The 21,364-nt window shown below is 57.3% G+C and carries 17 protein-coding genes; 4 read left to right on the top strand and 13 right to left on the bottom strand.

Features of this window, described 5'->3' with window-relative positions; translation table 11 throughout:
* Positions 1-111: 111 nt before the first annotated feature.
* The 13 genes from FJV47_RS14655 to FJV47_RS14595 all read right to left on the bottom strand — a co-directional run bounded on the left by FJV47_RS14655 (position 112) and on the right by FJV47_RS14595 (position 17,603).
* A complete protein-coding gene (locus tag FJV47_RS14655) occupies positions 112-1,317 on the bottom strand; it encodes an adenosine deaminase (RefSeq protein WP_159614277.1) in 1,206 nt (401 codons plus the stop codon).
* Positions 1,318-1,408: 91 nt separating this feature from the next.
* Positions 1,409-2,083, bottom strand: coding sequence for a DedA family protein (locus tag FJV47_RS14650; protein ID WP_159614275.1), 675 nt, complete (start codon positions 2,081-2,083; stop codon positions 1,409-1,411).
* A 285-nt stretch (positions 2,084-2,368) separates the two neighbouring features.
* A complete protein-coding gene (locus FJV47_RS14645; RefSeq protein ID WP_159614273.1) occupies positions 2,369-3,682 on the bottom strand; it encodes a thymidine phosphorylase in 1,314 nt (437 codons plus the stop codon).
* 33 nt (positions 3,683-3,715) lie between these two features.
* A complete protein-coding gene (locus tag FJV47_RS14640; protein ID WP_159614271.1) occupies positions 3,716-4,126 on the bottom strand; it encodes a cytidine deaminase in 411 nt (136 codons plus the stop codon).
* 9 nt (positions 4,127-4,135) lie between these two features.
* A complete protein-coding gene (locus FJV47_RS14635) occupies positions 4,136-5,407 on the bottom strand; it encodes an ABC transporter permease (protein ID WP_159614268.1) in 1,272 nt (423 codons plus the stop codon).
* Positions 5,404-6,612 carry an ABC transporter permease gene (locus tag FJV47_RS14630; protein WP_159614266.1) on the bottom strand — a complete coding sequence of 403 codons (1,209 nt, stop codon included), beginning with the start codon at positions 6,610-6,612 and terminating at the stop codon, positions 5,404-5,406. Before FJV47_RS14630 ends, FJV47_RS14635 begins: the two co-directional genes overlap by 4 nt.
* Complete coding sequence (locus FJV47_RS14625) at positions 6,609-8,210, bottom strand: ABC transporter ATP-binding protein (RefSeq protein ID WP_159614264.1); 1,602 nt, start codon at positions 8,208-8,210, stop codon at positions 6,609-6,611. Before FJV47_RS14625 ends, FJV47_RS14630 begins: the two co-directional genes overlap by 4 nt.
* Before the next feature lie 139 nt (positions 8,211-8,349).
* The gene (locus tag FJV47_RS14620; RefSeq protein WP_159614881.1) at positions 8,350-9,438 is read right to left on the bottom strand and encodes a BMP family protein; all 1,089 of its coding nucleotides are present in this window, start codon (positions 9,436-9,438) and stop codon (positions 8,350-8,352) included.
* Between the two features lie 287 nt (positions 9,439-9,725).
* On the bottom strand, positions 9,726-10,922 hold the full coding sequence (locus FJV47_RS14615; protein WP_159614262.1) for an amidohydrolase: 1,197 nt from the start codon (positions 10,920-10,922) through the stop codon (positions 9,726-9,728).
* 142 nt (positions 10,923-11,064) lie between these two features.
* Positions 11,065-12,627 (bottom strand): GMC family oxidoreductase, encoded by a 1,563-nt coding sequence (locus FJV47_RS14610; protein ID WP_159614260.1) that lies wholly within the window; start codon positions 12,625-12,627, stop codon positions 11,065-11,067.
* A gap of 8 nt (positions 12,628-12,635) precedes the next feature.
* Positions 12,636-14,150: an aldehyde dehydrogenase family protein gene (locus tag FJV47_RS14605; RefSeq protein ID WP_159614258.1), complete on the bottom strand. Its 1,515-nt coding sequence runs from the start codon at positions 14,148-14,150 to the stop codon at positions 12,636-12,638.
* Complete coding sequence (gene betT / locus FJV47_RS14600) at positions 14,147-16,294, bottom strand: choline BCCT transporter BetT (protein ID WP_159614256.1); 2,148 nt, start codon at positions 16,292-16,294, stop codon at positions 14,147-14,149. The genes FJV47_RS14605 and betT overlap by 4 nt, the downstream gene beginning before the upstream one ends.
* Before the next feature lie 193 nt (positions 16,295-16,487).
* Positions 16,488-17,603 carry a mannose-1-phosphate guanylyltransferase gene (locus tag FJV47_RS14595; protein ID WP_159614253.1) on the bottom strand — a complete coding sequence of 372 codons (1,116 nt, stop codon included), beginning with the start codon at positions 17,601-17,603 and terminating at the stop codon, positions 16,488-16,490.
* A gap of 278 nt (positions 17,604-17,881) precedes the next feature.
* Here FJV47_RS14595 and sdhC point away from each other — a divergent pair, with 278 nt between their 5' ends.
* From sdhC to FJV47_RS14575, 4 genes are read left to right on the top strand one after another with little or no spacing between them, the layout of a single operon-like run.
* Positions 17,882-18,262 (top strand): succinate dehydrogenase, cytochrome b556 subunit, encoded by a 381-nt coding sequence (gene sdhC, locus FJV47_RS14590; RefSeq protein ID WP_159614251.1) that lies wholly within the window; start codon positions 17,882-17,884, stop codon positions 18,260-18,262.
* A gap of 3 nt (positions 18,263-18,265) precedes the next feature.
* Positions 18,266-18,712, top strand: a complete 447-nt coding sequence (locus FJV47_RS14585; protein WP_159614249.1) for a succinate dehydrogenase hydrophobic membrane anchor subunit — start codon at positions 18,266-18,268, stop codon at positions 18,710-18,712.
* A gap of 38 nt (positions 18,713-18,750) precedes the next feature.
* The gene (gene sdhA / locus FJV47_RS14580) at positions 18,751-20,538 is read left to right on the top strand and encodes a succinate dehydrogenase flavoprotein subunit (RefSeq protein ID WP_159614247.1); all 1,788 of its coding nucleotides are present in this window, start codon (positions 18,751-18,753) and stop codon (positions 20,536-20,538) included.
* Complete coding sequence (locus FJV47_RS14575) at positions 20,538-21,320, top strand: succinate dehydrogenase iron-sulfur subunit (protein ID WP_159614245.1); 783 nt, start codon at positions 20,538-20,540, stop codon at positions 21,318-21,320. The genes sdhA and FJV47_RS14575 overlap by 1 nt, the downstream gene beginning before the upstream one ends.
* The last annotated feature ends 44 nt before the right edge of the window (positions 21,321-21,364 follow it).

Raw genomic sequence — 21,364 nt, 5'->3', positions numbered from 1 at the left:
TGCTCCATGCTAGCGAACCACCTCTGTTCAGCTTCTGTTCAGCGATGACAAAGGCCAGTCCCACAGTGAGTGGAACTGGCCTTCTCCAGTGATTTTTAAGCCGTGCTCGAATTAGTCGGCGACGTTCTCGTATTCGTCTTCGTCGAATTCGCCTGGTTCGTCCTCGTCATCCAACAGGCTGTCGTAGTAGTCGTTGATGTATTCAACGAGCAGCTCGCGCATTTCCAGTGGAACGAAGGCCGCTTCGGCAGCATTCAGTGTCAGATCCAGCAGGTCTTCGAGGTCGTAGTCAAAGCCTTCAACGAGCAACTCGAACTCATCGGACAGGCTGGTACCTGACATCAGTCGGTTATCTGGAGAGATGGTGACGTTGAAGCCGGTCTGAACCAACAGGTCGATTGGGTGGTTGCGAATACCTTCACCAAATTTGGCGGTGGCACCGGTCTGCAAATTCGATGACGGGCAGATCTCCAGTGGGATGCCACGTTCACGGACCCAGTTAGCCACCGGGCCAAGAGAGACCAAACCGGTGTCATCGCTGAGTTCTTCGCCGTTTTCGTCAATGGCACCGAACTCAATTTCGATGTCTTCAGCAACACGAACACCGTGGCCTAGGCGCTGAGCGCGTCCAACCAGGATGGCGTCCTTGATGGAGTCCAACCCGGCGGCTTCGCCGGCGTGAATGGTGGTTGGGAAAAGGTTTTCGGCCAGTAGGTCGAAGGCCTCTTTCATCCGTGATGGGGGGAAACCATCTTCTGGGCCGGCGATATCAAAAGCGACCACGCCGTGTCCGCGATGGCGGAGGGCAAGTTTGGCAATTTCTACGCTTTGATCGCTCTGACGCATGGCACTGAGCACCTGGCCAATCTGCATTGGGTGGCCTTCAGCGTTCAGGGCTTCGCACGCCTGATCCAAGCCTTCTTGGACGGCGTCAACAACGTCGTCCAGGCTCAACCCTTCACGCAGGTGCTGCTCTGGAGCGTAGCGAACTTCGCCGTAGATCACGCCATCTTCTGCGAGGTCTTCAACAAACTCTCGGGCGACGCGGATCAGCGCCTCACGAGTCTGCATCACGGCCAGGGTGTGCTCGAAGGTTTCCAAGTAACGTGGCAGAGAGCCAGAGTTGGCCGATTCACGGAACCAATCGCCCAAAGCTTCAGCTTCGGTCTCGGGCAGTTTGTGGTTTACCTCAGCGGCCAGTTCAATGATCGTTTGAGGGCGCAAGCCACCGTCGAGGTGGTCGTGTAGCGAAACTTTAGGCAGATCCCGGAAGTCGAACTCGGGATCGTAATCAGTATGAATCAATTCTTCAGTCACACCACTGAGCCTAGTCGTTATTTCGGTGAACTGACAGCTCCAGCAGGTAAAGATCTGCGAGCCACAATGTGACCCTGCTCAATACTTGAGGTTACCCCTCGTTATTCGTGGGCGGAACGGTCTGGTGGTGCCGGTGTTGGTGATGTTCTTTGGCCTGCTCAGCGCGGCGGTGATAACGATCCAGCGCCCAAGAGACGATCCGATCGATAATGAATCCAAGCACCACAGCAATAACAATCGAGATGCCAATTCCCAAAAGTTTATTGTCGTGCATCCAATTTCCTGCCAACGCTCCGATGCTCACCGAGTATGCAGCCCACGTCAGCACACCGATGGTGTCAAAGAGTGTAAAGCGGCGATGACTAAAGCCGGTGGCTCCGGCGGTGAGGTTCACGGCGACGCGTCCAACCGGGATGTAGCGGGCGGTGAAAATCAGTAGTGCCCCTGAGGTTTCTAACTTTTTCTCTGCGTAGTGCAGTACACGTTGCGCACGTCGTCCGCGCATCCAACCGAACCCGCGGGCACCAAGCTTACGACCGATGGCGTAGGTGATCTGGTCACCAGCAAGGGCGCCGGCCGCGCCAAGAACACCCACCAGAATGAGGTTCGGGGATCCGGTATGAACTCCCACTGCGGCCAATGAAACCAAAAAAGATTCACTGGGTACCAGGGGAAAGAATGCATCTATCATGCAGAACAAAAACAACAGTGGCAGCACCCACCAAGCACTGGCCGCCTGCGTAATAGCCTCATTGACTAGTTCCATACGTTCTTACATCTTCTTTCCGCCAAACGCTCACAGCGTTGTCCACTACCTCATTTTCGCTCGAGAATCTGCAGGTTCGCATCATACTCGTGCGTCAATGTGGACTTCTTCCACCCGCTACCTAGGTAGGAGACAACTGATCAACGAATAACGACCAGCAAATGGTTCCCGGTCCAGCCAACGATGCCATCAGGCGACTTCATGAACGTAAAATTCTGCGCGGAAGCCAAAGAGCTGGGAACCCGTTGAAAGGTTCCCAGCTCTTGGTAGGCGTGCCGATGTCGCTTAGCTTGCGGCGATTCGATCCATGATCAGTCGCATATCGGGACGGTCGTCTTCCGAGCCAATGATAATGGCATGCTCCACTAGCTCGATAGCACGAGCCATCTTTTCCGGAGTATCGGTGAGCAAGGTAGCGATCGGCTGGCCACGGCGGACCAACGCTCCTGGCTTCACATGCATACGAACACCGGCACCGGCTTGGACGCTATCTTCCTTCCGAGCACGACCTGCGCCGAGGGTCCACGCAGCCAAACCAATATCCATCGCATCGAGCTTGACCAGCACACCCTCGGCTTGAGCCACAACGGTGTGCGATTCTTTGGCTACCGGCAACGCAGCATCCGGGTCGCCACCTTGGGCCTTGATCATGGCGCGCCAGCTGTCCATAGCGCGCCCGTTCTGCAATGCGGCGCGCACATCAACGTCGTGGACGCCGGCACCGGCGAGCATCTCCACTGCCAACGCAACGGTGAGCTCCACAACGTCCTCTGGTCCACCGCCGGCAAGAACTTCTACCGACTCTTCGACCTCAATGGCGTTACCTGCGGTCAGGCCCAAGGGTGTTTCCATGTTGGTGAGCAGCGCAACCGTGTTGACCCCGGCATCAGTACCAAGGTTCACCATGGTCTCAGCCAATTCACGAGCCATGACCTCATCTTTCATGAAGGCGCCAGAGCCAACCTTCACGTCCAGTACCAGTGAGCCGGTGCCTTCAGCGATCTTCTTGCTCATGATCGAGGAGGCAATCAGTGGAATCGCTTCAACGGTCGCGGTCACGTCACGCAAGGCGTAGAGCTTCTTATCGGCTGGAGCAAGACCCGCGCCAGCTGCACAGATGACCGCACCGACATTTGAAAGCTGGGAGAACAGCTCCTCGTTGGACAGGTTGGCGCGCCAGCCCGGGATGGCTTCAAGTTTGTCCAGGGTGCCTCCGGTGTGGCCCAGCCCTCGGCCCGAGAGCTGCGGAACGGCTACACCAAAGCTGGCGACCAATGGGGCCAGTGGCAAGGTGATCTTGTCCCCCACCCCGCCGGTGGAGTGCTTGTCCGTCGTGGGAAGCTTCTGACCATGTGGGGCAGCCAAAGACGAGAAGTCCATGCGTTCACCGGAGTTGATCATCGCAGTGGTCCAGCGAGAAATTTCTGAGCGGTTCATGCCTTGGAAGAAGATCGCCATGTTTAGTGCCGACATCTGCTCTTCAGCAATGACCCCACGGGTGTAGGCATCGATGGTCCAGTCGATCATCTCGTCGCTGAGCACAGCCCCGTCGCGCTTAGCACGGATGACTTCAACTGCACTGAATGGTTCGGTAGCCATACTAGGCACCTTTCGTTCTCGTGTTGCTCGTTACTAAACGTTGAGGTTTTGTGGGCCAAAGGCATCGGGCAAGAGATCTTCGATCCCCACGATGCCGCGAGCGGTTTTGATTCTCAGGTCTGCTCCACGGTGTTCAAAGAGGATTTGGCGACAGCGCCCGCAGGGGGTGATGAGCTCCAGTGCGTTCTCTTCGAGCTGCCCGAAGCACACAAAGTATTCCAAGGTGCCTCCGCCGGTGGCGAAGAGTTCTCCGACCATGGCGCATTCAGCGCACAGGGTGACACCGTAGGCGGCGTTTTCGACATTGCAGCCGGAGATGGTGCGACCGTCGCTGGTCAGAGCCGCGGACCCTACCCGGAACTTCGAGTAGGGTGCATAGGCTTTAGACAGCGCGGCCGCGGCAGCAGCTTCAAGCTGCGACCACGGCGCGGTGTTGGTAGTCATATGTACCGGTTATTCCTTCACGTACGGTTCGCCGGCTGCCGCTGGTCCGCGAGAGCGTCCCACCAGACCAGCCACTGCGAAGATGGTGACTAGGTAAGGCATCATGGCCATGAACTGGCTCGGCACCGGAGTACCAATGATGGTCAAGATGACCTGCAGGTTATCGGCAAAGCCGAAGAGCAATGCAGCCAAGAAAGCGCCGATCGGGTTCCAGCGACCAAAGATCACTGCAGCCAGGGCGATGAAGCCGCGACCGCCGGAGATTTCCTTGGTGAAGGAGTCAATGGCCACCAGGGTGAAGAAGGAGCCACCAATACCAGCGACAATTCCGCCCAGGGTTACGTTCCAGAATCGGGTGCGGTTCACCTTGATGCCCAAGGTGTCTGCGGCCTTCGGGTGCTCACCCACGGCGCGCACGCGCAGTCCCCATTTGGTCTTGAACAAACCGAACCAAACGATGAATACTGCCAGGTACATCAGGTAGCCGATGACCGACTGCTTGAACAGAATTGGGCCGATCACAGGGATGGCTGACAGGCCTGGAATATCGATCACTGGCAGGTGAACTGGCTTGTTGTATAGTTCTGGATCTTCCTGCATCACGGTGGTGAAGAGGAAGCCGGTGATACCGGAAACCAAAACGTTGAGCACCACACCGACAATGATCTGGTTGACCACGTACTTGATGGAGAACAGCGCCAGAATCAGCGATACCAACGCGCCGGCAATACCGGCGGCAATCAGACCCGCGAAAGCGTTTTTAGTCAGCGAGGAGACCAGCGCTGCGGTAAAGGCACCGCCCAGCAACTGACCTTCAATCGCAATGTTGACTACGCCGGCGCGTTCGCACAGTACGCCCGAGAGTGAGCCGAAGACCAGTGGCACTGCCAAAACGACGGCACCGGCGAGCAGGCTAGCCAGTGAAATCGTGGTGATGTCCGCGCCTGAGACAACCCAGATCAAGAAGGAGAGGACAAAGAGAACCGCGGCAATGGCGATCATCCAGGTTGCCACCAACTTGCTCTTCTTGCGTTGCAGCCATGAGTAGACGGCCAGGCCGATCAGCAGCAAACCGATGACGATGTTGCTGGCCTTTCCGGGGAAGACAAGCTCTGGAAGCTTAAAGGCATCACCAGCACTGTTGAGCTGGAAATGTGCGCTGTCGCTATTGCCCAGCAGTCCAAAGCAGAAGAACACGATGACAGCAATTGCTGACAAGATGATTGGAGTCTTCTTACTGGGCAATACGTTGATTGCCGGTTGCAAGGTAGAAGCGGTCACTTGGCACCTGCCTGGGTAGTTTCGAGCTTTGCATTGCGCTTCTTCTTGCGGTTCATGCCGAAGATCGCCTTGACCAGTGGTGGAGCAGCGATGAACAGAACGATCAGGGACTGCACCACAGAAACAATGTCAATTGGGGTACCGGTGGTGATCTGCATATTCACCGCACCGGCCTGGAACGCGCCGAAGAGCAGACCAGCGAAGAAGGTGCCCCACGGAGTGGAACGGCCCAACAGGGCCACGGTGATCGCATCGAAGCCCAAGGAACCAGCGATACCACTGGTGAGTACCTTCTCGGTACCAGCCACCTGGGCTACACCGGCAGCACCAGCCAAAGCGCCGGCCATTGCCATCGCAATAATGGTGCTTCGAGCAACGTTGATGCCTGCAGTCTTTGCAGCTTCCGGGTTGTGACCCACTGCGCGGAACTCAAAGCCCACGGTGGAACGCTTGAACATCCAGGAAACGAAGATGACCAGCAAAACTGCCATCACGAAACCCAGGTGCAAACGGGATCCGGGGATGGACGGGAAGACTGCTGTCGAGTCAAGAATCGGGGAAATGGGGTTGGTTCCGCCCGGACGACGGAAGGCTTGGGTGTTCATCAGGAAGTCGATGAAGTACACGGCCACGTAGTTGAACATGATCGTCAGGATCACTTCGTGCGCGCCGGTTTTAGCCTTGAGCAGACCCACCAGACCGCCCCAGATAGCGCCACCGATCAGGCCGAAGACGATAACCAGCAGCAGGTGTAGGCCCAGTGGCAGGTGCCAAGCAAAACCAACGTAGGCGGCCAGTACTGAACCGATGATGATCTGACCCTGAGCACCGATGTTGAACAACCCAGCGCGGAAGGCCACAGCGACGCCGAGACCTGCACAGATCAGCGGGGTGGAAACGGTCAGGGTTTCCAAGAAAGGTTTGAAGCCTTGGGCCGAGTTGTAGATCGCGCCGTTGAACAGTGCGACATAGCTTTCGGTAGCCGCGCGCCACAGCTCGGAGAGGAAGTCTGTAGGACGGGCGAAGAAGTACCCGGCGGTTTGGGCGACTTTCTCATCGGTGATGGCGATCAGCAGGCCGCCGATTACTAGCGCAACGATCACGCCGAGCACCGAGACGAGGCCCGGGCCTTGGGTGATTTGCTTGAGCAGGTCGTTGCCCGGTTTCTCGGAATCGGGAACAACCGGTGCTTTAGTTTCGCTCACTGGCCTTCTCCTTCCTGGTTCTCGCTTCGCTCGCCAGCCGGTGCTGCTTCCACGGGCTCATTATCTGACTTAGTAAATTCTGCTTGTTCTGCGGCTTCTTCGGCGCTGACCCCGGCCATCATCAGGCCAAGGACCTCTCGCGATGTATTGCCTGGAACAATGCCGTTGATCCTGCCCTTATAGAGCACCGCAATGCGGTCAGCTAGCTCCATAACCTCGTCCAGCTCGGTAGAGACAATCATCACCGGTGTGCCTTTGTCGCGCTCGGCGACAATGCGGCGGTGCAGGAATTCAATGGAACCCACGTCCACGCCACGAGTTGGCTGGGAGGCAATGAACAGCTTCAAATCGCGGGAGAGCTCGCGAGCCATCACGACCTTCTGCTGGTTACCGCCCGAAAGGCTGGAAGCTGGGTTCAGCGGGTTATCGGTGCGCACGTCAAAGTCTTTGATCTGCGCGGTTGCATTCTTTTTGATGGCATCCAGGTTCATCGAGATACCTTTACCAAACGGGGCTCGGTCATACAGGTCAAGCACCAAGTTCTCTTCAATGGAGAATTCAGTCACCAGGCCGTGCACCGAGCGGTCTTCGGGGACAAAACCGAGGCCGGAGCGTAGAACCTGTTTGACCGATTTGCCGACCAATTCTTCGCCAGCCAGCTTGACCGAACCTGCGGTCACCGGTTGGGTTCCGAGGATGGCTTCGGTAAGTTCGGTTTGACCGTTGCCCTGCACACCGGCCACGGCGAGAATCTCACCTTCGTGGATATCGAAAGTGACCGAGTTCAGCGTCGTCGTACCGGCAGGATCAACAACCGTCAGATCCTTGACCTGCAATACTGCATCGCCAGGTGTGGCGGGAGCCTTGTTCAGATTCAGTTCCACGGCGCGGCCTACCATCAGGTTAGCCAGCTCGGTGGTCGAGGATTCCGGGGAGACTGAATCAATAACTTCACCACGGCGGATCACGGTAATGACATCGGAGACAGCGCGTACCTCACGCAGCTTGTGGGAGATAAAGACGATGGAAGTGCCGTTGGCCTTGAGCTGGCGCATAATTTCCAGCAGCTCGTCAGTTTCCTGCGGAGTCAACACTGCGGTTGGCTCGTCAAGGATCAAGATCTTGGCCTCGCGTACCAAGGCCTTGATGATTTCTACACGCTGCTGCACACCAACGGGCAGGTCTTCGACAATCGCGTCCGGATCAACATCAAAACTGTAACGATCTGAGATTTCACGGATCTTCTTGCGGGTGTCCTGAAGGTCCAGCACACCGCCGGCTTTGGTGGTTTCGGCGCCCAAAGCAATATTTTCAGCCACGGTGAACACCGGAACGAGCATGAAGTGCTGGTGCACCATGCCGATACCGGCGGCCATGGCATCGCCTGGGCCAGAGAACTCGACAGGTTTTCCATCAAGCAGGATTTCGCCCTCGGTCGGCTGGTACAGACCGTAGAGCACGTTCATAAGCGTGGATTTTCCAGCACCGTTTTCGCCGAGCAGACAATGAATCTGGGCGTCATCGACCATAAGGTCAATATTTTTATTGGCGTAGAAAGAACCGAAGGCTTTCGAGATTCCCCGTAGTTCGAGTTTCACGATTCCACCATCTTCATAGTTCGTTTGCGAGGTAGTTTAGCCCGAACACCGCTATGGTCTCTAGGCAGTCATAAAGCGCGTCACCGACTCGCCGTGCAACGGCGAGCAGTGACGCGCTGAATGGTTTAGTTGTCAAAGCCTACTTTGGGCTTGCAGCAGATTCGACCTTCAGGTCACCCGAGATGATCTGCTCCTTCAGGGCTTCGATCTCCTTCTTGGTGTCCTCGCCGATGCTTGAATCGAAATCGTGGAATGGTGCCAGCGCGACACCTTCGTTTTCCAAGGTGCCGACGTATGGAGTGGCGTCGAAGTTACCCTCAGCGTCGGCCTTGATCACGTCTTCAACAGCATTGTCCATGGTCTTTACGACCGATGTCAGCATGAATTTCTTGTAGTCAGGTGCAGTCAAGTAGCCATCGGAGTCAACCCAGATAAGTTTGGCTTCTTCTCCGCCCTTGTTAGCTTCTGCCACTGCAGCGCCAGCGCCCTTGCCCACTGGGCCAGCAACAGGCATGATCACATCTGCACCAGCAGAGATGAAGTTCTTGGTGATCTGCTTGCCCTTATCCTGCTTCTCGAAGTCGCCGGAGAAGGTACCGTCTTGTTTCTTCTTGTCCCAGCCAAGAAGCTTGACGTTCTCGCCCTTGTCCTCGTTGAACTTGGCAACACCGTCAGCGAAGCCGTCCATGAAAATGGTGACGGTAGGGATCTTGATGCCACCGAAGGTTGCAACCGTACCGGTCTCAGACGCCGCAGCTGCAGCATAGCCAGCTAGGTAGGCCGCTTGAGCGGTGTTGTAAATGATCGGCTTCACGTTCTCGATTGGATCCTTGTGCTGGAAATCCACAATCGCGAAGTTGCTATCTGGGTTCTTGGCTGCGGCATCAGCGGTCGCATCGCCTAGCAAGTAGCCCACAGTGACGGTTAGGTTGCAGCCAGCGCTCGTCATGCCTTGGAGGTTGGTAGCGAAATCGGCGTTGGTCTTCGACTCGGCCTCGCGAGTCTTGATGCCGAGGTCCTTTTCGGCGTTCTTCAGGCCGCGGTACGAGGACTCATTGAAGGACTGGTCATCGAATCCACCGGAGTCGGAAACGATGCAGCCAACGTAGTCCGGGTACTTGCCAGCTGAGCTGGACTCTTCCGGTGCAGCGCCGCAGGCGCTCAGTGCCAATGCCGAAATGCCGAGCATAGCTGCAGCCACGCCGGTCTTGCGCGAAACGAAGCGCATTAGTTCCTCCAAAGTCGGTGCGAGATCGTAGGGGATGAAAGACACCAGTCGCCCAGGTTAACCAGCCTCAATCCAGGACTGATTCGAACGCCCCAAATGCCGTAGCATTCCCATCGTTTCCATAGCCTATCGGAGATATGTCACAGGTAAAGACGACAAAGATTACAAACAGATAACTAAGTGGCTTCAAAACGGCAAGCGCTTAACGTCAACGCCCAAGTCACTGAGTGATTTCACAAACTGTCAAAGAGTTGTTAAAAAGTTTTGTGCCAACTGTGACCAACGTACTACTTGGCGTTAGCCTCTCGAACGGCCTGCACGGCAGCCGCCGTCATGATACGCACACCGACGCCAATGCATGATTCGTCGGGAATGTAGTCCCCGCGATGCAGGTCGTAGGTCTTACCGCCTGGGGTGCGCGTCCCTAGACGCAACATGGCCCCGGGAACTTTCTGGGTCATCCACGCGAAATCTTCCCCGCCCATGGACTGCGGGGTCAGCTCGATGGCATCTGCGCCAAACTCGCGGCGAGCAGCTTCTTCAATCAATGCGGTTTCAGCCGGGGCGTTAACCACCGGAGGAACACCACGAGTGTGCTGCAGTTTGATCTCCACACCATAAGGGGCGGCTACCTGACGAACTGCGTTATCCAACAGCTCGCCCGCTTCGTACCAAATATCCCCATCCAGACAGCGCATGGTGCCTGCCAAGTAACCGGTGGCAGGAATCGCATTCGGTGCACTGCCGGCATGGATCTGGCCCCAAACTACGGAGACGGCAGAGCGAACATCAACCTTGCGCCCCAGCACGGCCGGGACCTGGGTGGCTATCTGGCTCATCGCAAAAACGATGTCTTCGGTCAGATGCGGGCGCGAAGTATGTCCCCCGCGACCGTTGACCTCAATGCGGATGGTGTCGCTTGCAGAGGTAATCGCACCGATGCGCGTACCGATATGGCCCGCATCAATGCGTGGATCACAGTGCAGGGCCAGCACGCGTGGAACCTCGTCAAGCAGTCCTTGTTCGATTACCGACAGGGCCCCGCCGGGGAGCTTCTCTTCAGCTGGTTGGAAAATGACACGGACCCGGCCCTGAAGCTGTCCCTGCTTCTCGAGCTTGGCTAGGGAAAGGGCCACGCCGAGCATGACGGTGGTATGAATGTCGTGTCCACAGGCGTGAGCCACTCCTTCAACCAGCGAAGCGTAGTCAAGGTTGGTTTCTTCAACCACCGGCAAGGCATCGATATCAGCGCGGAAGGCGATTCTGATCGGGCCTTGACCAATGTCAACAAAGGCACCCGTGGCTTCCATTGGCTGTGGCTCAAGCCCGGCAGCGCGCAGCGCTTCGAGGATGCGTTCAGTGGTTTGGTGCTCCGCGAAGGACAGTTCCGGATTACGGTGCAGTTCCCGCCGAAATGCGATCAGCTGATCGATTAACGGCAGGGTGAAGGCACTGACGGAAGCAACATTGTCATAATCATTCACGGTGGACACCCTTCGAACATACTCGTCCAACAGCCGCAGTTAACATTTTTTCGTAATGTTTGGCCATCACGCGAAACAGTTCAGGCCAGAAAAAAGGTGGCACCCACCGGTCTACCGATAGGCACCACCTTGGATTTTTCCCCTAGCTTTCGCGGATCAGCTCGGCACAACGCTCACCGATCATCATCACGGTGATGTTCGGATTCACAGTGACCAATTCGGGCATCACCGAGGCATCTGCTACACGCAGACCACTCACGCCCTTAACCTTCAGCTGAGGATCAAGTGGGCTCATGTCATCTTCCACAGCACCCATGCGCACGGTTCCCGCTGGGTGGTACACGGTGTTGTGGGTGCGCTTGATGTAGTCGAAGATTTCCTCATCGCTCTGCGTCTGCTGGCCCGGGAACTGCTCTTCGCCGGCCCACTGTGCCATCGGCGACTGGGCAACAATGTCGCGCGCCTTGCGGATACCGGCAATCATCACGCGGGCATCATGACCCTGCTCATCGGTGAAGTAGCGAGGATCCACCTTTGGCTTGTCACGGAAGTCGCTGCTGCGTAGTCGAACGGTACCGCGCGACTTGGCGTGGGTGACGTTCGGGGTCAGGCAGAAAGTGTTCTCCCCGGTTGGATAGCCCTGACGCAGGGTGTGCATATCAAAAGGCACCGAACCGTAGTGCATCATCAGATCCGGACGGTCCAAGCCTTCTTCAGTCGGGGTGAAGATGCCGATCTCCCACCACTGGGTAGAAGTTTCTGGCATAGGCTGCTTCGCTTCCCACTGGATCACACCTTCTGGGTGATCCTGCAGGTGTTCGCCAACGCCCGGCGCATCAACCAGCACCTCAACACCGACGGACTTCAGGTGCTCGGCCGGGCCAATGCCCGAGAGCATCAACAGCTTCGGCGAGTCAATGGCGCCGGCGCTGAGCACAACCTCACGGCGAGCGCTCAACGTGGTGGTGCGGCCAAACGCTCCGTTAGCTACATCCACGCCGGTGCAGTTCTTGTTCTCATCAAAGTTCAGCTTCTTGGCCTGCAACCCGGTCAGGACCGTGAAGTTCTCGCGTTCCAAGATCGGGTGGATATAGGAGACCGAGGAGGAGGAACGGGTTCCGTCTTCGCGGCGGTTGATCTGGAAGAAGTTGGCCCCGTTGATGACCGTCTGGTTGTTGTTGAACTTGGCGCGAGGAATCCCGGCCTGCTCACAAGCATCCAGCAGTGCCACACCGCAAGGATCATTGGCCGGCACGTTCATGAGCTTCACTGGGCCGCTATCCCCGTGGTGCGGAGCGTCAGGGCCAGCGTCTTGGTTGGTTTCCAACTTCTTGTACAGGCGGTAGGCCATATCTGAGTTCCAGCCGGTGGCGCCGAACTTGGATTCCCACTCGTCGATGTCTTCGCGTGGCGCCCAGAAGGCGATGCACGAGTTATGGCTGGAGCAACCACCCATGACTTTGGCGCGGGCGTGGCGCATGAACGAGTTGCCGTTTTCCTGCTCTTCAATTGGGTAGTCCCAGTCGAGGCCGGATTCGAGCAGTTCCATCCAGCGGTCCAGCTGGAGCACCTCATCATAGTTGCGATCATCTGGGCCAGCTTCTACCAGCGCAACCTCAACACTGGGGTCTTCGCTCAGTCGTGCTGCCACGGCTGCTCCTGCGGAGCCGCCGCCGATAACGATGTAATCGAATTCCTGCTTCATAGTGCTCCTTACTTAAACCATCCGGTGACCTGCGGTGCCAGGTTCTGGTAAATATGCTTTGCTTCTTGGTATTCGCCTAGTCCGGTGGGGCCCAGTTCGCGGCCTACCCCCGACTGACCAAATCCGCCCCATTCTGCCTGTGGCAGGTAGGGGTGGAAGTCGTTGATCCAAATGGTGCCGTGGCGCAATTTGGCGGCAATGCGCTGAGTCTTGGAGGCGTCCTGAGACCACACCGCGCCAGCCAGACCGTAGTCAGTGTCATTGGCGATGGCCACCGCTTCTTCTTCGGTGCTGAAGGTTTCCACGGTCACTACCGGGCCGAAGGCCTCATCAATAACGACCGACATGCCTCGCTTCACCTGATCCAGCACGGTGGGTAGGTAGAAGCTTCCGGCTTCAAGTCCTGCACCATCTTCTGCGCTGGCTCGACGACCACCGCAGCGTACGCGCACACCTTCAGCGATGCCTGCCTGAACATAGGCATCCACCTTGGCCAGGTGATCCTCAGAAATGAGTGCGCCGGTTTCGGCCTGCTCATCGAAGGGGCCGCCGATCTTGATGTTCTTGGTGCGACGCACCAGCTCGTCAACAAACTTTTCTGCGATCGACTCTTCAACGACCAGTCGGGCACCGGCCGAGCACACCTGTCCGGAGTGTACAAAGGCCGCGTTCAGTGCGTTGTCTACCGCGGCGTCAAAGTCTGCGTCGGCGAAGATCACGTTCGGGTTCTTACCGCCAAGTTCCAGCGCTACCTTTTTCACCGTGCCGGCCGCGGCCGCGGCCACCTTGCGTCCGGTGACCAGACCACCGGTGAAGGAGACCAGGTCCACATCGCGGTGTTCAGAGAGAATCGCTCCGGCGTCGGCGCCGGTACCGGTGACTAGGTTGGCCACGCCCGCAGGTAGGCCGAGCTCGTCGAGGATCTCCATCATCAAGATGGCGGTGGAGGGGCTGAGCTCTGCTGGCTTGAGCACAAAGGAGCAGCCCGCAGCTAGCGCCGGGGCGATCTTCCACGCCGCCTGTAGCAGTGGGTAGTTCCATGGGGTGATCATGGCGGCCACGCCCACCGGTTCGTAGGCGATCCGGCTGAGCACATTGGCATCCCCTGCATCAACGAGACGTCCGGCGTCCTGACCGGCGAGCTTGCCGAAGTAACGGAAGCAGGCGGTGATGTCGTCCATATCAATTTCGGATTCCACCAAGCGCTTGCCGGTATCTAGGGTTTCAGCCAGCGCAAATTCGTCTTTGCGCTCTACCAGCTTGTCCGCGACCTTCAGCAGGAACTCTCCGCGCTGTGGCGCCGGAACCTGAGACCAGACACCTGAGTCGAAGGACTCGCGGGCGGCTTTGATGGCGCGCTCGGAATCTTCTTGGGCCGCTTCGGAGACGGTGGCTACCGCAATCTGGTTAGCCGGGCATTTGATGGTGCGCGTGGCACCACTGCTGGCGGCTTCAAAAGCACCGTTGATAAAGAGTGTTTCCCCGCTGTTCAGGCGCGGATTCTGGTTGCTTGGAAAGCTCATACTTCCTCTTCTTTCGGGGTCGTTTCAAAATCTGTTTCCCAGTGAGTTTTCGAGGCCCCACTGGCGTTGATCTGGCTTGGTGCAGCGAGCTCGGTCTGTGCTTCGAGGAAGACCAAGTGCGCCTCGTACTGGTCGAGCACGTCGCAGATCAGCTGTTCTTTGGTCAGTCCCATCAGGTCATAGCCGTGACTGCCTTCCTGCGAGAAGACCTCAACGCGGTAGTACACGTTCGTCTCGGAGGAGACGCGAGCGAAGCTCGGAATCGGCAGTTGCACCGGGTACACCTGATATTTGAAGGGACGTTCTTCACCGTTGGCGACCACCAAATCCAGCGAGTTTAGGTTCAGGTGCTCAACCTTCTCGATCTCCAGGTTCACCTCGGCACCACGTACGGTGAATTCTTCACTGACCTCTTGCAGTGCCGGCAGTGCCGTCTCAGCCAAGAACCGTTTGGTGGCTTTACGCCCCGGGTAGGTCATCGCACGGGTCATGCGCTGCTTCCAGTTACGCCGGTCTGAGGTGGATCCCATGCGGCTGGTCAGGACCTTGTGCATATTGTTCCGGTAACTGTCAGCCAGCGCGTTTTCCATGCGCAGGGACTTGAATAAGCCCAGCATAATCAGCACCAGCACAAAGGAGAACGGCAGACCCATAATCACCGTGGCGCCCTGCAAGGTGGGCACCCCGTCAACAAAGAGCATGCCTAAGGTCAGCAGGCCCGTGGCCAAAGACCAGAACAGACGGACCGGCTTGGAGCCATCGGACTGTGGGTCTTTGAGGTGCGAGGTGAAGTTGGCCATCACCAGCGCGCCGGAGTCGGCACTGGTGACATAGAACAGCAGGCCGGTGAAGGTGGCGATCGCCGCGGTGACCGGGGCAAAAGGCATCTGCTCTAACAGTGAGTAGAACGCCCGCTCCGGGGTATTCATCGCGACCTCGCCAAAAGCGGTATTGCCCGAGCGGACTAGTTCCAGTGCACTGTTACCGAAGATCGAGATCCACAGCAGGATGAAAGCAAATGGAACCACCAGCACGGCAACAACAAACTGACGAATAGTGCGGCCACGTGAAATACGCGCCAGGAACAAACCAACAAATGGTGCCCAGGCGATCCACCATGCCCAGAAGAACAGCGTCCAGCCGTTCAGCCATTCATCTGGCCGCTCGTAGGCGAAGGTATCGAGCGCCATTGAAGGGAACATCGAGATGCTGTCGCCGATATTGTTCACGATGCCGTCAAAGAGGTACGCGGTGGAGCCGGTGATCAGGATAAAGAGCATCAGCGCGATGCATAGCAGCACGTTCAGTTCGGAGAGGCGGCGGATGCCCTTCTCCACACCGGTCAGTACCGAGATGGTGGCCATGATGACCGCGATGACGATCAGTACGATCTGCCAGGTACGGTTCTCCGGGATGCCGAACATGAAGTGAAGCCCGTAGTTCAGCTGCGCCACACCAATACCTAGTGAGGTGGCGATACCAAAGATGGTGCCGAGCATCGCCGCGATATCTACGGTATGACCTACCCAGCCTTCGGTGCGCTTGCCCAGGATCGGGTAGAGGGCCGAGCGGATGGACAGTGGCAGGTTGTGTCGGTAGGCGAAGTAACCCAGCGCCAGGCCGATCAGTGCGTACAGGCCCCAGCCCAGTAGTCCGTAGTGGAACAGCGTCCAGGCCATCGCCTGGCGCGCGGCTTGTACGGTGGAGCCTTCGATGGCCGGTGGGGCAAGATATTGGGTGACCGGCTCGGAGACCGAGAAGAACATCAAATCGATGCCGATGCCGGCGGCGAAGAGCATCGCCGCCCAGGTAAACATGTTGAAGGTGGGGCGTGAATGATCCGGCCCCAGACGGGTCTTACCCACCTTGGAGATCGCGATGCCCACCACGAAGATCAGCACGGAAACCACAATCAGTGTGTAGTACCAGCCGAAGTTTTTACCAATCCAAGACACGGTCGTGGTGATGACTGTGCTCGCCGATTCGCGGTCAAGCATCGCCCAGAGGGCAATGGCCAGCACCGAAAGTGCCGAGCCGAAAAACACCACCTTGTTGATTCTTGTTTTCTCCGCTGGCGGTGGCGTTCCAGACGGAGAACTACTTTCGGTTTTGGATAACTCGTCGTTCATCTTGGCCGTAGTCATGTCTTCCAACCTATCAACACACTGTCCCTGTTTGGCCAATTGGTTGGTACAAAAAGGCGCTGATTTTGACGCAAAAGATCAGGTCATACGCACTTGGATAATTCGCATCACATTTAAAATTGCGTCGAGGTCACACAAATAAAAAACGGGTCATACAACGATTTTCCGTTGCATGACCCGTTGGCGCGATGCGCTATAGGACCTCGGTGGCTCCGTCAGCTTTTAGCGCTTCCACGGTCTGCTTCACCTTCTGCGCATGCTCCTTGGTGGTCACCAACAATGCATCCGCGGTATCAACCACCACCACATCTTCGATCCCGACCAGAGCAATCACTCGCGGGCGATCCGAATAAACCACACCGGTAGCATTATCGGCATACACGCGCACCTGCTTATCCCCCAGGTTGATGATGCCCTCTTCAGCACTGGCCTTGTTCAATCGGCCGATCGCGGCAAAGTCCCCTACGTCATCCCAGTTAAAGACACCAGGGATCACCGCAACATCACCGGCCGCAGCAGCCGGCTCCGCCACCGCGTAGTCAATGGCGATCTTTGGCAGATCAGGCCAAACTTCGCGCATCACCTCATCACGCGACTCGGTCTCCCACGCGTCAGCGATCTTCATCAGCCCGGCGTGCAACGCAGGCTCATTGGCTTCAAGGTGCGAAAGCATCAGGCTCACCGGTGCAACAAACATTCCGGCGTTCCAAAAGAACCCGCCGGAAGCCAGATACTTGCGCGCAGTGTCCTCGTCGGGCTTCTCTACGAACTCCACCACCCCACGAGCGCTCGGCGCCTGTGCGACATCGAGCAGTTCACCGGTGCGGATGTAACCGAACCCGGTGGATGGATGAGTCGGATGAATCCCGATGGTGACAATCTTTCCGGTCGCGGCAGTGTGGATCGCTTCACGCAAGGCGTCTTGGAAGACCTGCACCGGCTCAATGACCTGATCGGCAGCAAAGGAACCCATGATGATATCCGGGTCGCGACGATACAGGATCGCTGCTGCCAGTCCGATGGCCGCCGCTGAGTCGCGCGGCTCTGGCTCGAGCACCAAATCTTCATCGCACAACTCAGGCAACTGACTGACCACTGCACCACGGTGAGCGCCACCGGTGACGACCATAATGCGTTCGCCAGCCAAAGGCACCAGGCGGTCATAGGTAGCACGAATCAGCGTCGATCCGGAACCGGTCAGGTCGTGCAAAAATTTGGGAGCCGAAGCCCGGGAGAGCGGCCACAATCGGGTGCCGACGCCGCCGGCGGGGATCACGCCGTGGAATCTGGCTAATAGGTCTGCATTCACGCATTCCAGACTAATTCATTCGGTGGATAATTCGGTCCATTGACATCTTTCATTGTACGGAAATACGAACGCCAAATATGCCGTAATCACGGTGAACAATGGCCTTTTGGCGCATATTTCCCACTATTCGGTGAACATGCTCACAGGAATGGGACACGAAATAGATTGAGGTGTGTCATGTGGTTTAGACTCGCACAAGGAACGCTCGCACAAGTGCGTCAAATCTCATTGTGTGCAATATACACATGCGCCGTTGCGAGCCTTGGAGGTTAAGTTCAGTGTCGAAGACTTCGTCAGGCACCCTTTACCGCGGCCATGAAGGCATGTGGTCCTGGGTGGGACACCGAGTCACCGGTGTCGCTATTTTTCTTTATTTGCTGGTGCACGTACTCGACACGGCAATGGTCCGCGTTGATGCCAATGCCTACAACGCAATCATCAGCACCTACCAGACTCCATGGATGGCTTTTGGTGAAGTCGGTCTGGTGGCAGCAATCCTATTCCACGCGTTCAATGGTGTGCGCCTGATCCTGGTGGATTTCTGGAAGCAAGGTACCAAGTACCAGCGCCAGATGCTCTGGGGCGTTTTGATCGTTTGGGTCATCGTCCTCGCAGCTTTCACAATCCGTCACCTGTCGATCGCATTGGGAGGCCACTAAGCCATGAGCGTTTCTATTCCTGCTCCACGCAGCCAGCGCATTGACCCTAAGTACAAGCGCGGACCAAAGTCGCACGGCAGCTTCGAGAAGCTTGCTTGGCTATTCATGCGCTTGTCCGGCGTGGTCCTGATCGTCCTAATCTTCGGTCACCTGTTCACCAACCTGATGGTCGGCGAAGGTATCTCCGGCATCAGCTTCGGCTTTGTCGCCGGCAAGTGGGCCGCACTGGTCTGGCGCGTCTGGGATCTGGTCCTACTGTGGCTAGCTATGCTGCACGGCGCTAACGGCGTGCGCACCATCATCAACGACTACGCAGAAAAGCACGCAACCCGTGCTTGGCTCAAGGGCATTCTATACGTAGCCACAATCTTCATTATCGTGCTGGGCTCCCTGGTGATCTTCACCTTCGATCCTTGTGTCACTGGTAGCGAACTCGCTCAGTGCCTGTAAGCCCACCGAAAAGTTTTTTAGAAAAGAGAGCATCAAGAATGCAGGTACATAAGTACGACGTAGTCATCGTCGGTGCCGGTGGTGCAGGTATGCGCGCAGCGATCGAATCCGGTCAGCGCGCACGCACCGCAGTGCTAACCAAGCTTTACCCAACCCGCTCGCACACCGGTGCAGCCCAGGGTGGTATGTGTGCAGCACTTGCCAACGTCGAAGAAGACAACTGGGAATGGCACACCTTCGACACCGTTAAGGGTGGCGACTACCTGGTAGACCAGGACGCAGCAGAGGTTATGGCCAAGGAAGCCATCGACGCCGTGCTCGACCTGGAAAAGATGGGTCTTCCCTTCAATCGCACCCCAGAGGGCAAGATCGACCAGCGTCGCTTCGGTGGTCACACCCGCGACCACGGTAAGGCCGCTGTACGCCGCGCCTGCTACGCAGCAGACCGCACCGGTCACATGATCCTGCAGACCCTGTACCAAAACTGCGTGAAGCACAACGTTGAGTTCTACAACGAGTTCTACGTACTGGACCTGCTGACCGTTGAAGAGGATGCTTACCGTGAGGACGGCACCGCCTACAAGCAGAAGCGTGTAGCTGGCGTTGTTTCCTACGACCTGGCCACCGGCGAACTGCACGTGTTCCAGGCAAAGTCGATCATCTTCGCTACCGGTGGTGCCGGCAAGGTCTTCAAGACCACCTCCAACGCACACACCCTGACCGGTGACGGCATGGGCATCGCCTTCCGTAAGGGTCTTCCACTGGAAGATATGGAATTTGTTCAGTTCCACCCAACCGGCCTTGCTGGCCTGGGCATCCTGCTTTCCGAAGCAGCCCGTGGTGAAGGTGCGATCCTTCGTAACTCCGAAGGTGAGCGCTTCATGGAGCGTTACGCTCCAACCATTAAGGACCTGGCCCCACGTGACATCGTGGCCCGTTCGATGGCCAACGAAGTACGTGAAGGCCGCGGTTGTGGTCCAAACAAGGACTACGTCCTGTTGGACCTCACCCACCTGGAACCAGCACACATCGATGCGAAGCTTCCGGACATCACCGAGTTCGCTCGTACCTACCTGGGTGTAGAACCATACACCGAGCCGGTGCCAGTGTTCCCGACCGCTCACTACGTCATGGGTGGCATGCCAACCAACATCGACGCAGAGGTCCTGCAGGACAACGACACCGTTGTTCCAGGTCTATACGCTGCCGGTGAGGTTGCTTGCGTTTCGGTTCACGGTTCGAACCGTCTGGGCACCAACTCGCTACTGGACATCAACGTCTTCGGTAAGCGCGCCGGCATCTCGGCTGCTGAATACGCTAAGACCGCGCAGTTCGTCGAGCTTCCAGAGAACCCAGAAGCATTTGTTACCGAGCAGCTCTCGGCACTGTTGGATTCCAACGGCACCGAGCGCGTGGCAGAGTTGCGCACCATCTTGCAGGAGACCATGGACGCCAACGTCCAGGTATTCCGCGACGAGAACACCTTGAAGGAAGCTCGTGGTGTGGTTGAAGAACTGCGCACCCGCTACAAGAACATCGGCATCCAGGACAAGGGCAAGCGCTTCAACCTGGACCTGCTCGAAGCCGTTGAACTCGGCTTCCTGCTGGATCTGGCCGAGGTTATGATCGTTGCTGCCCTGCACCGTAAGGAATCGCGCGGCGGTCACTACCGTGAAGACTTCCCGAACCGTGATGATGAGAACTTCATGAAGCACTCGATGTCCTTCCGCGACGCCGATGCGATCACCGAAGACATCCGGGGTATCCGCATGGAAACCAAGCCGGTCATCTTTACCCGTTACCAGCCAATGGAGCGTAAGTACTAATGAGCACCGAACTGCCAGAACCAGCGTCAAAGATCGAGCTGAAGCCAGGTGTTGGCGGCGGCGGAGAAATCCCAAGCTTCGACATCACCCTGCGCGTTCGTCGCTTCCTTCCAGAAGCTACCGCCGATGCTTACTGGGAAGACTTCAAGCTGACCATGTACGGCACCGACCGTGTGCTGGACGCCCTGCACAAGGTCAAGTGGGAGCACGACGGCTCGCTGTCCTTCCGCCGTTCCTGCGCCCACGGCGTCTGCGGCTCGGATGCCATGCGCATCAACGGCCGTAACCGCCTGGCCTGCAAGACCCTGCTCAAGGACCTGGATACTTCCAAGCCGATCACCGTTGAAGCCATCAAGGGCCTGCCCCTTGAAAAGGACCTCATCGTTGACATGGAACCGTTCTTCCAGTCCTACCGCGAGATCATGCCATTCTTGATCTCCAAGGGCCACGAGCCAACCAAGGAACGCTACCAGTCCGCTGAGGATCACGCGAAGTTCGATGACACCACCAAGTGCATCCTGTGCGCCGCGTGCACCAGCTCCTGCCCAGTGTTCTGGACCGATGGTCAGTACTTCGGCCCAGCGGCCATCGTGAACGCACACCGCTTCATCTTCGACTCCCGCGATGATGCCGGCGATATGCGTCTGGAGATCCTGAACGACAAGGAAGGCGTGTGGCGCTGCCGCACCACCTTCAACTGCTCCGAAGCATGCCCACGTGGCATCCAGGTGACCAAGGCTATCGCCGAGGTAAAGCAGGCAATCTTGGCACGCACCGTCTAAGACTGCGCTCAAGAGCCCGGACCAATCCTATGGATTTGGTCCGG

The organism is Glutamicibacter sp. JC586 (assembly GCF_009805585.1).
GTDB lineage: Bacteria > Actinomycetota > Actinomycetes > Actinomycetales > Micrococcaceae > Glutamicibacter.
Note: the sequence above shows the minus strand (reverse complement) of the source record. Positions and strands in the feature narration are given on the sequence as shown.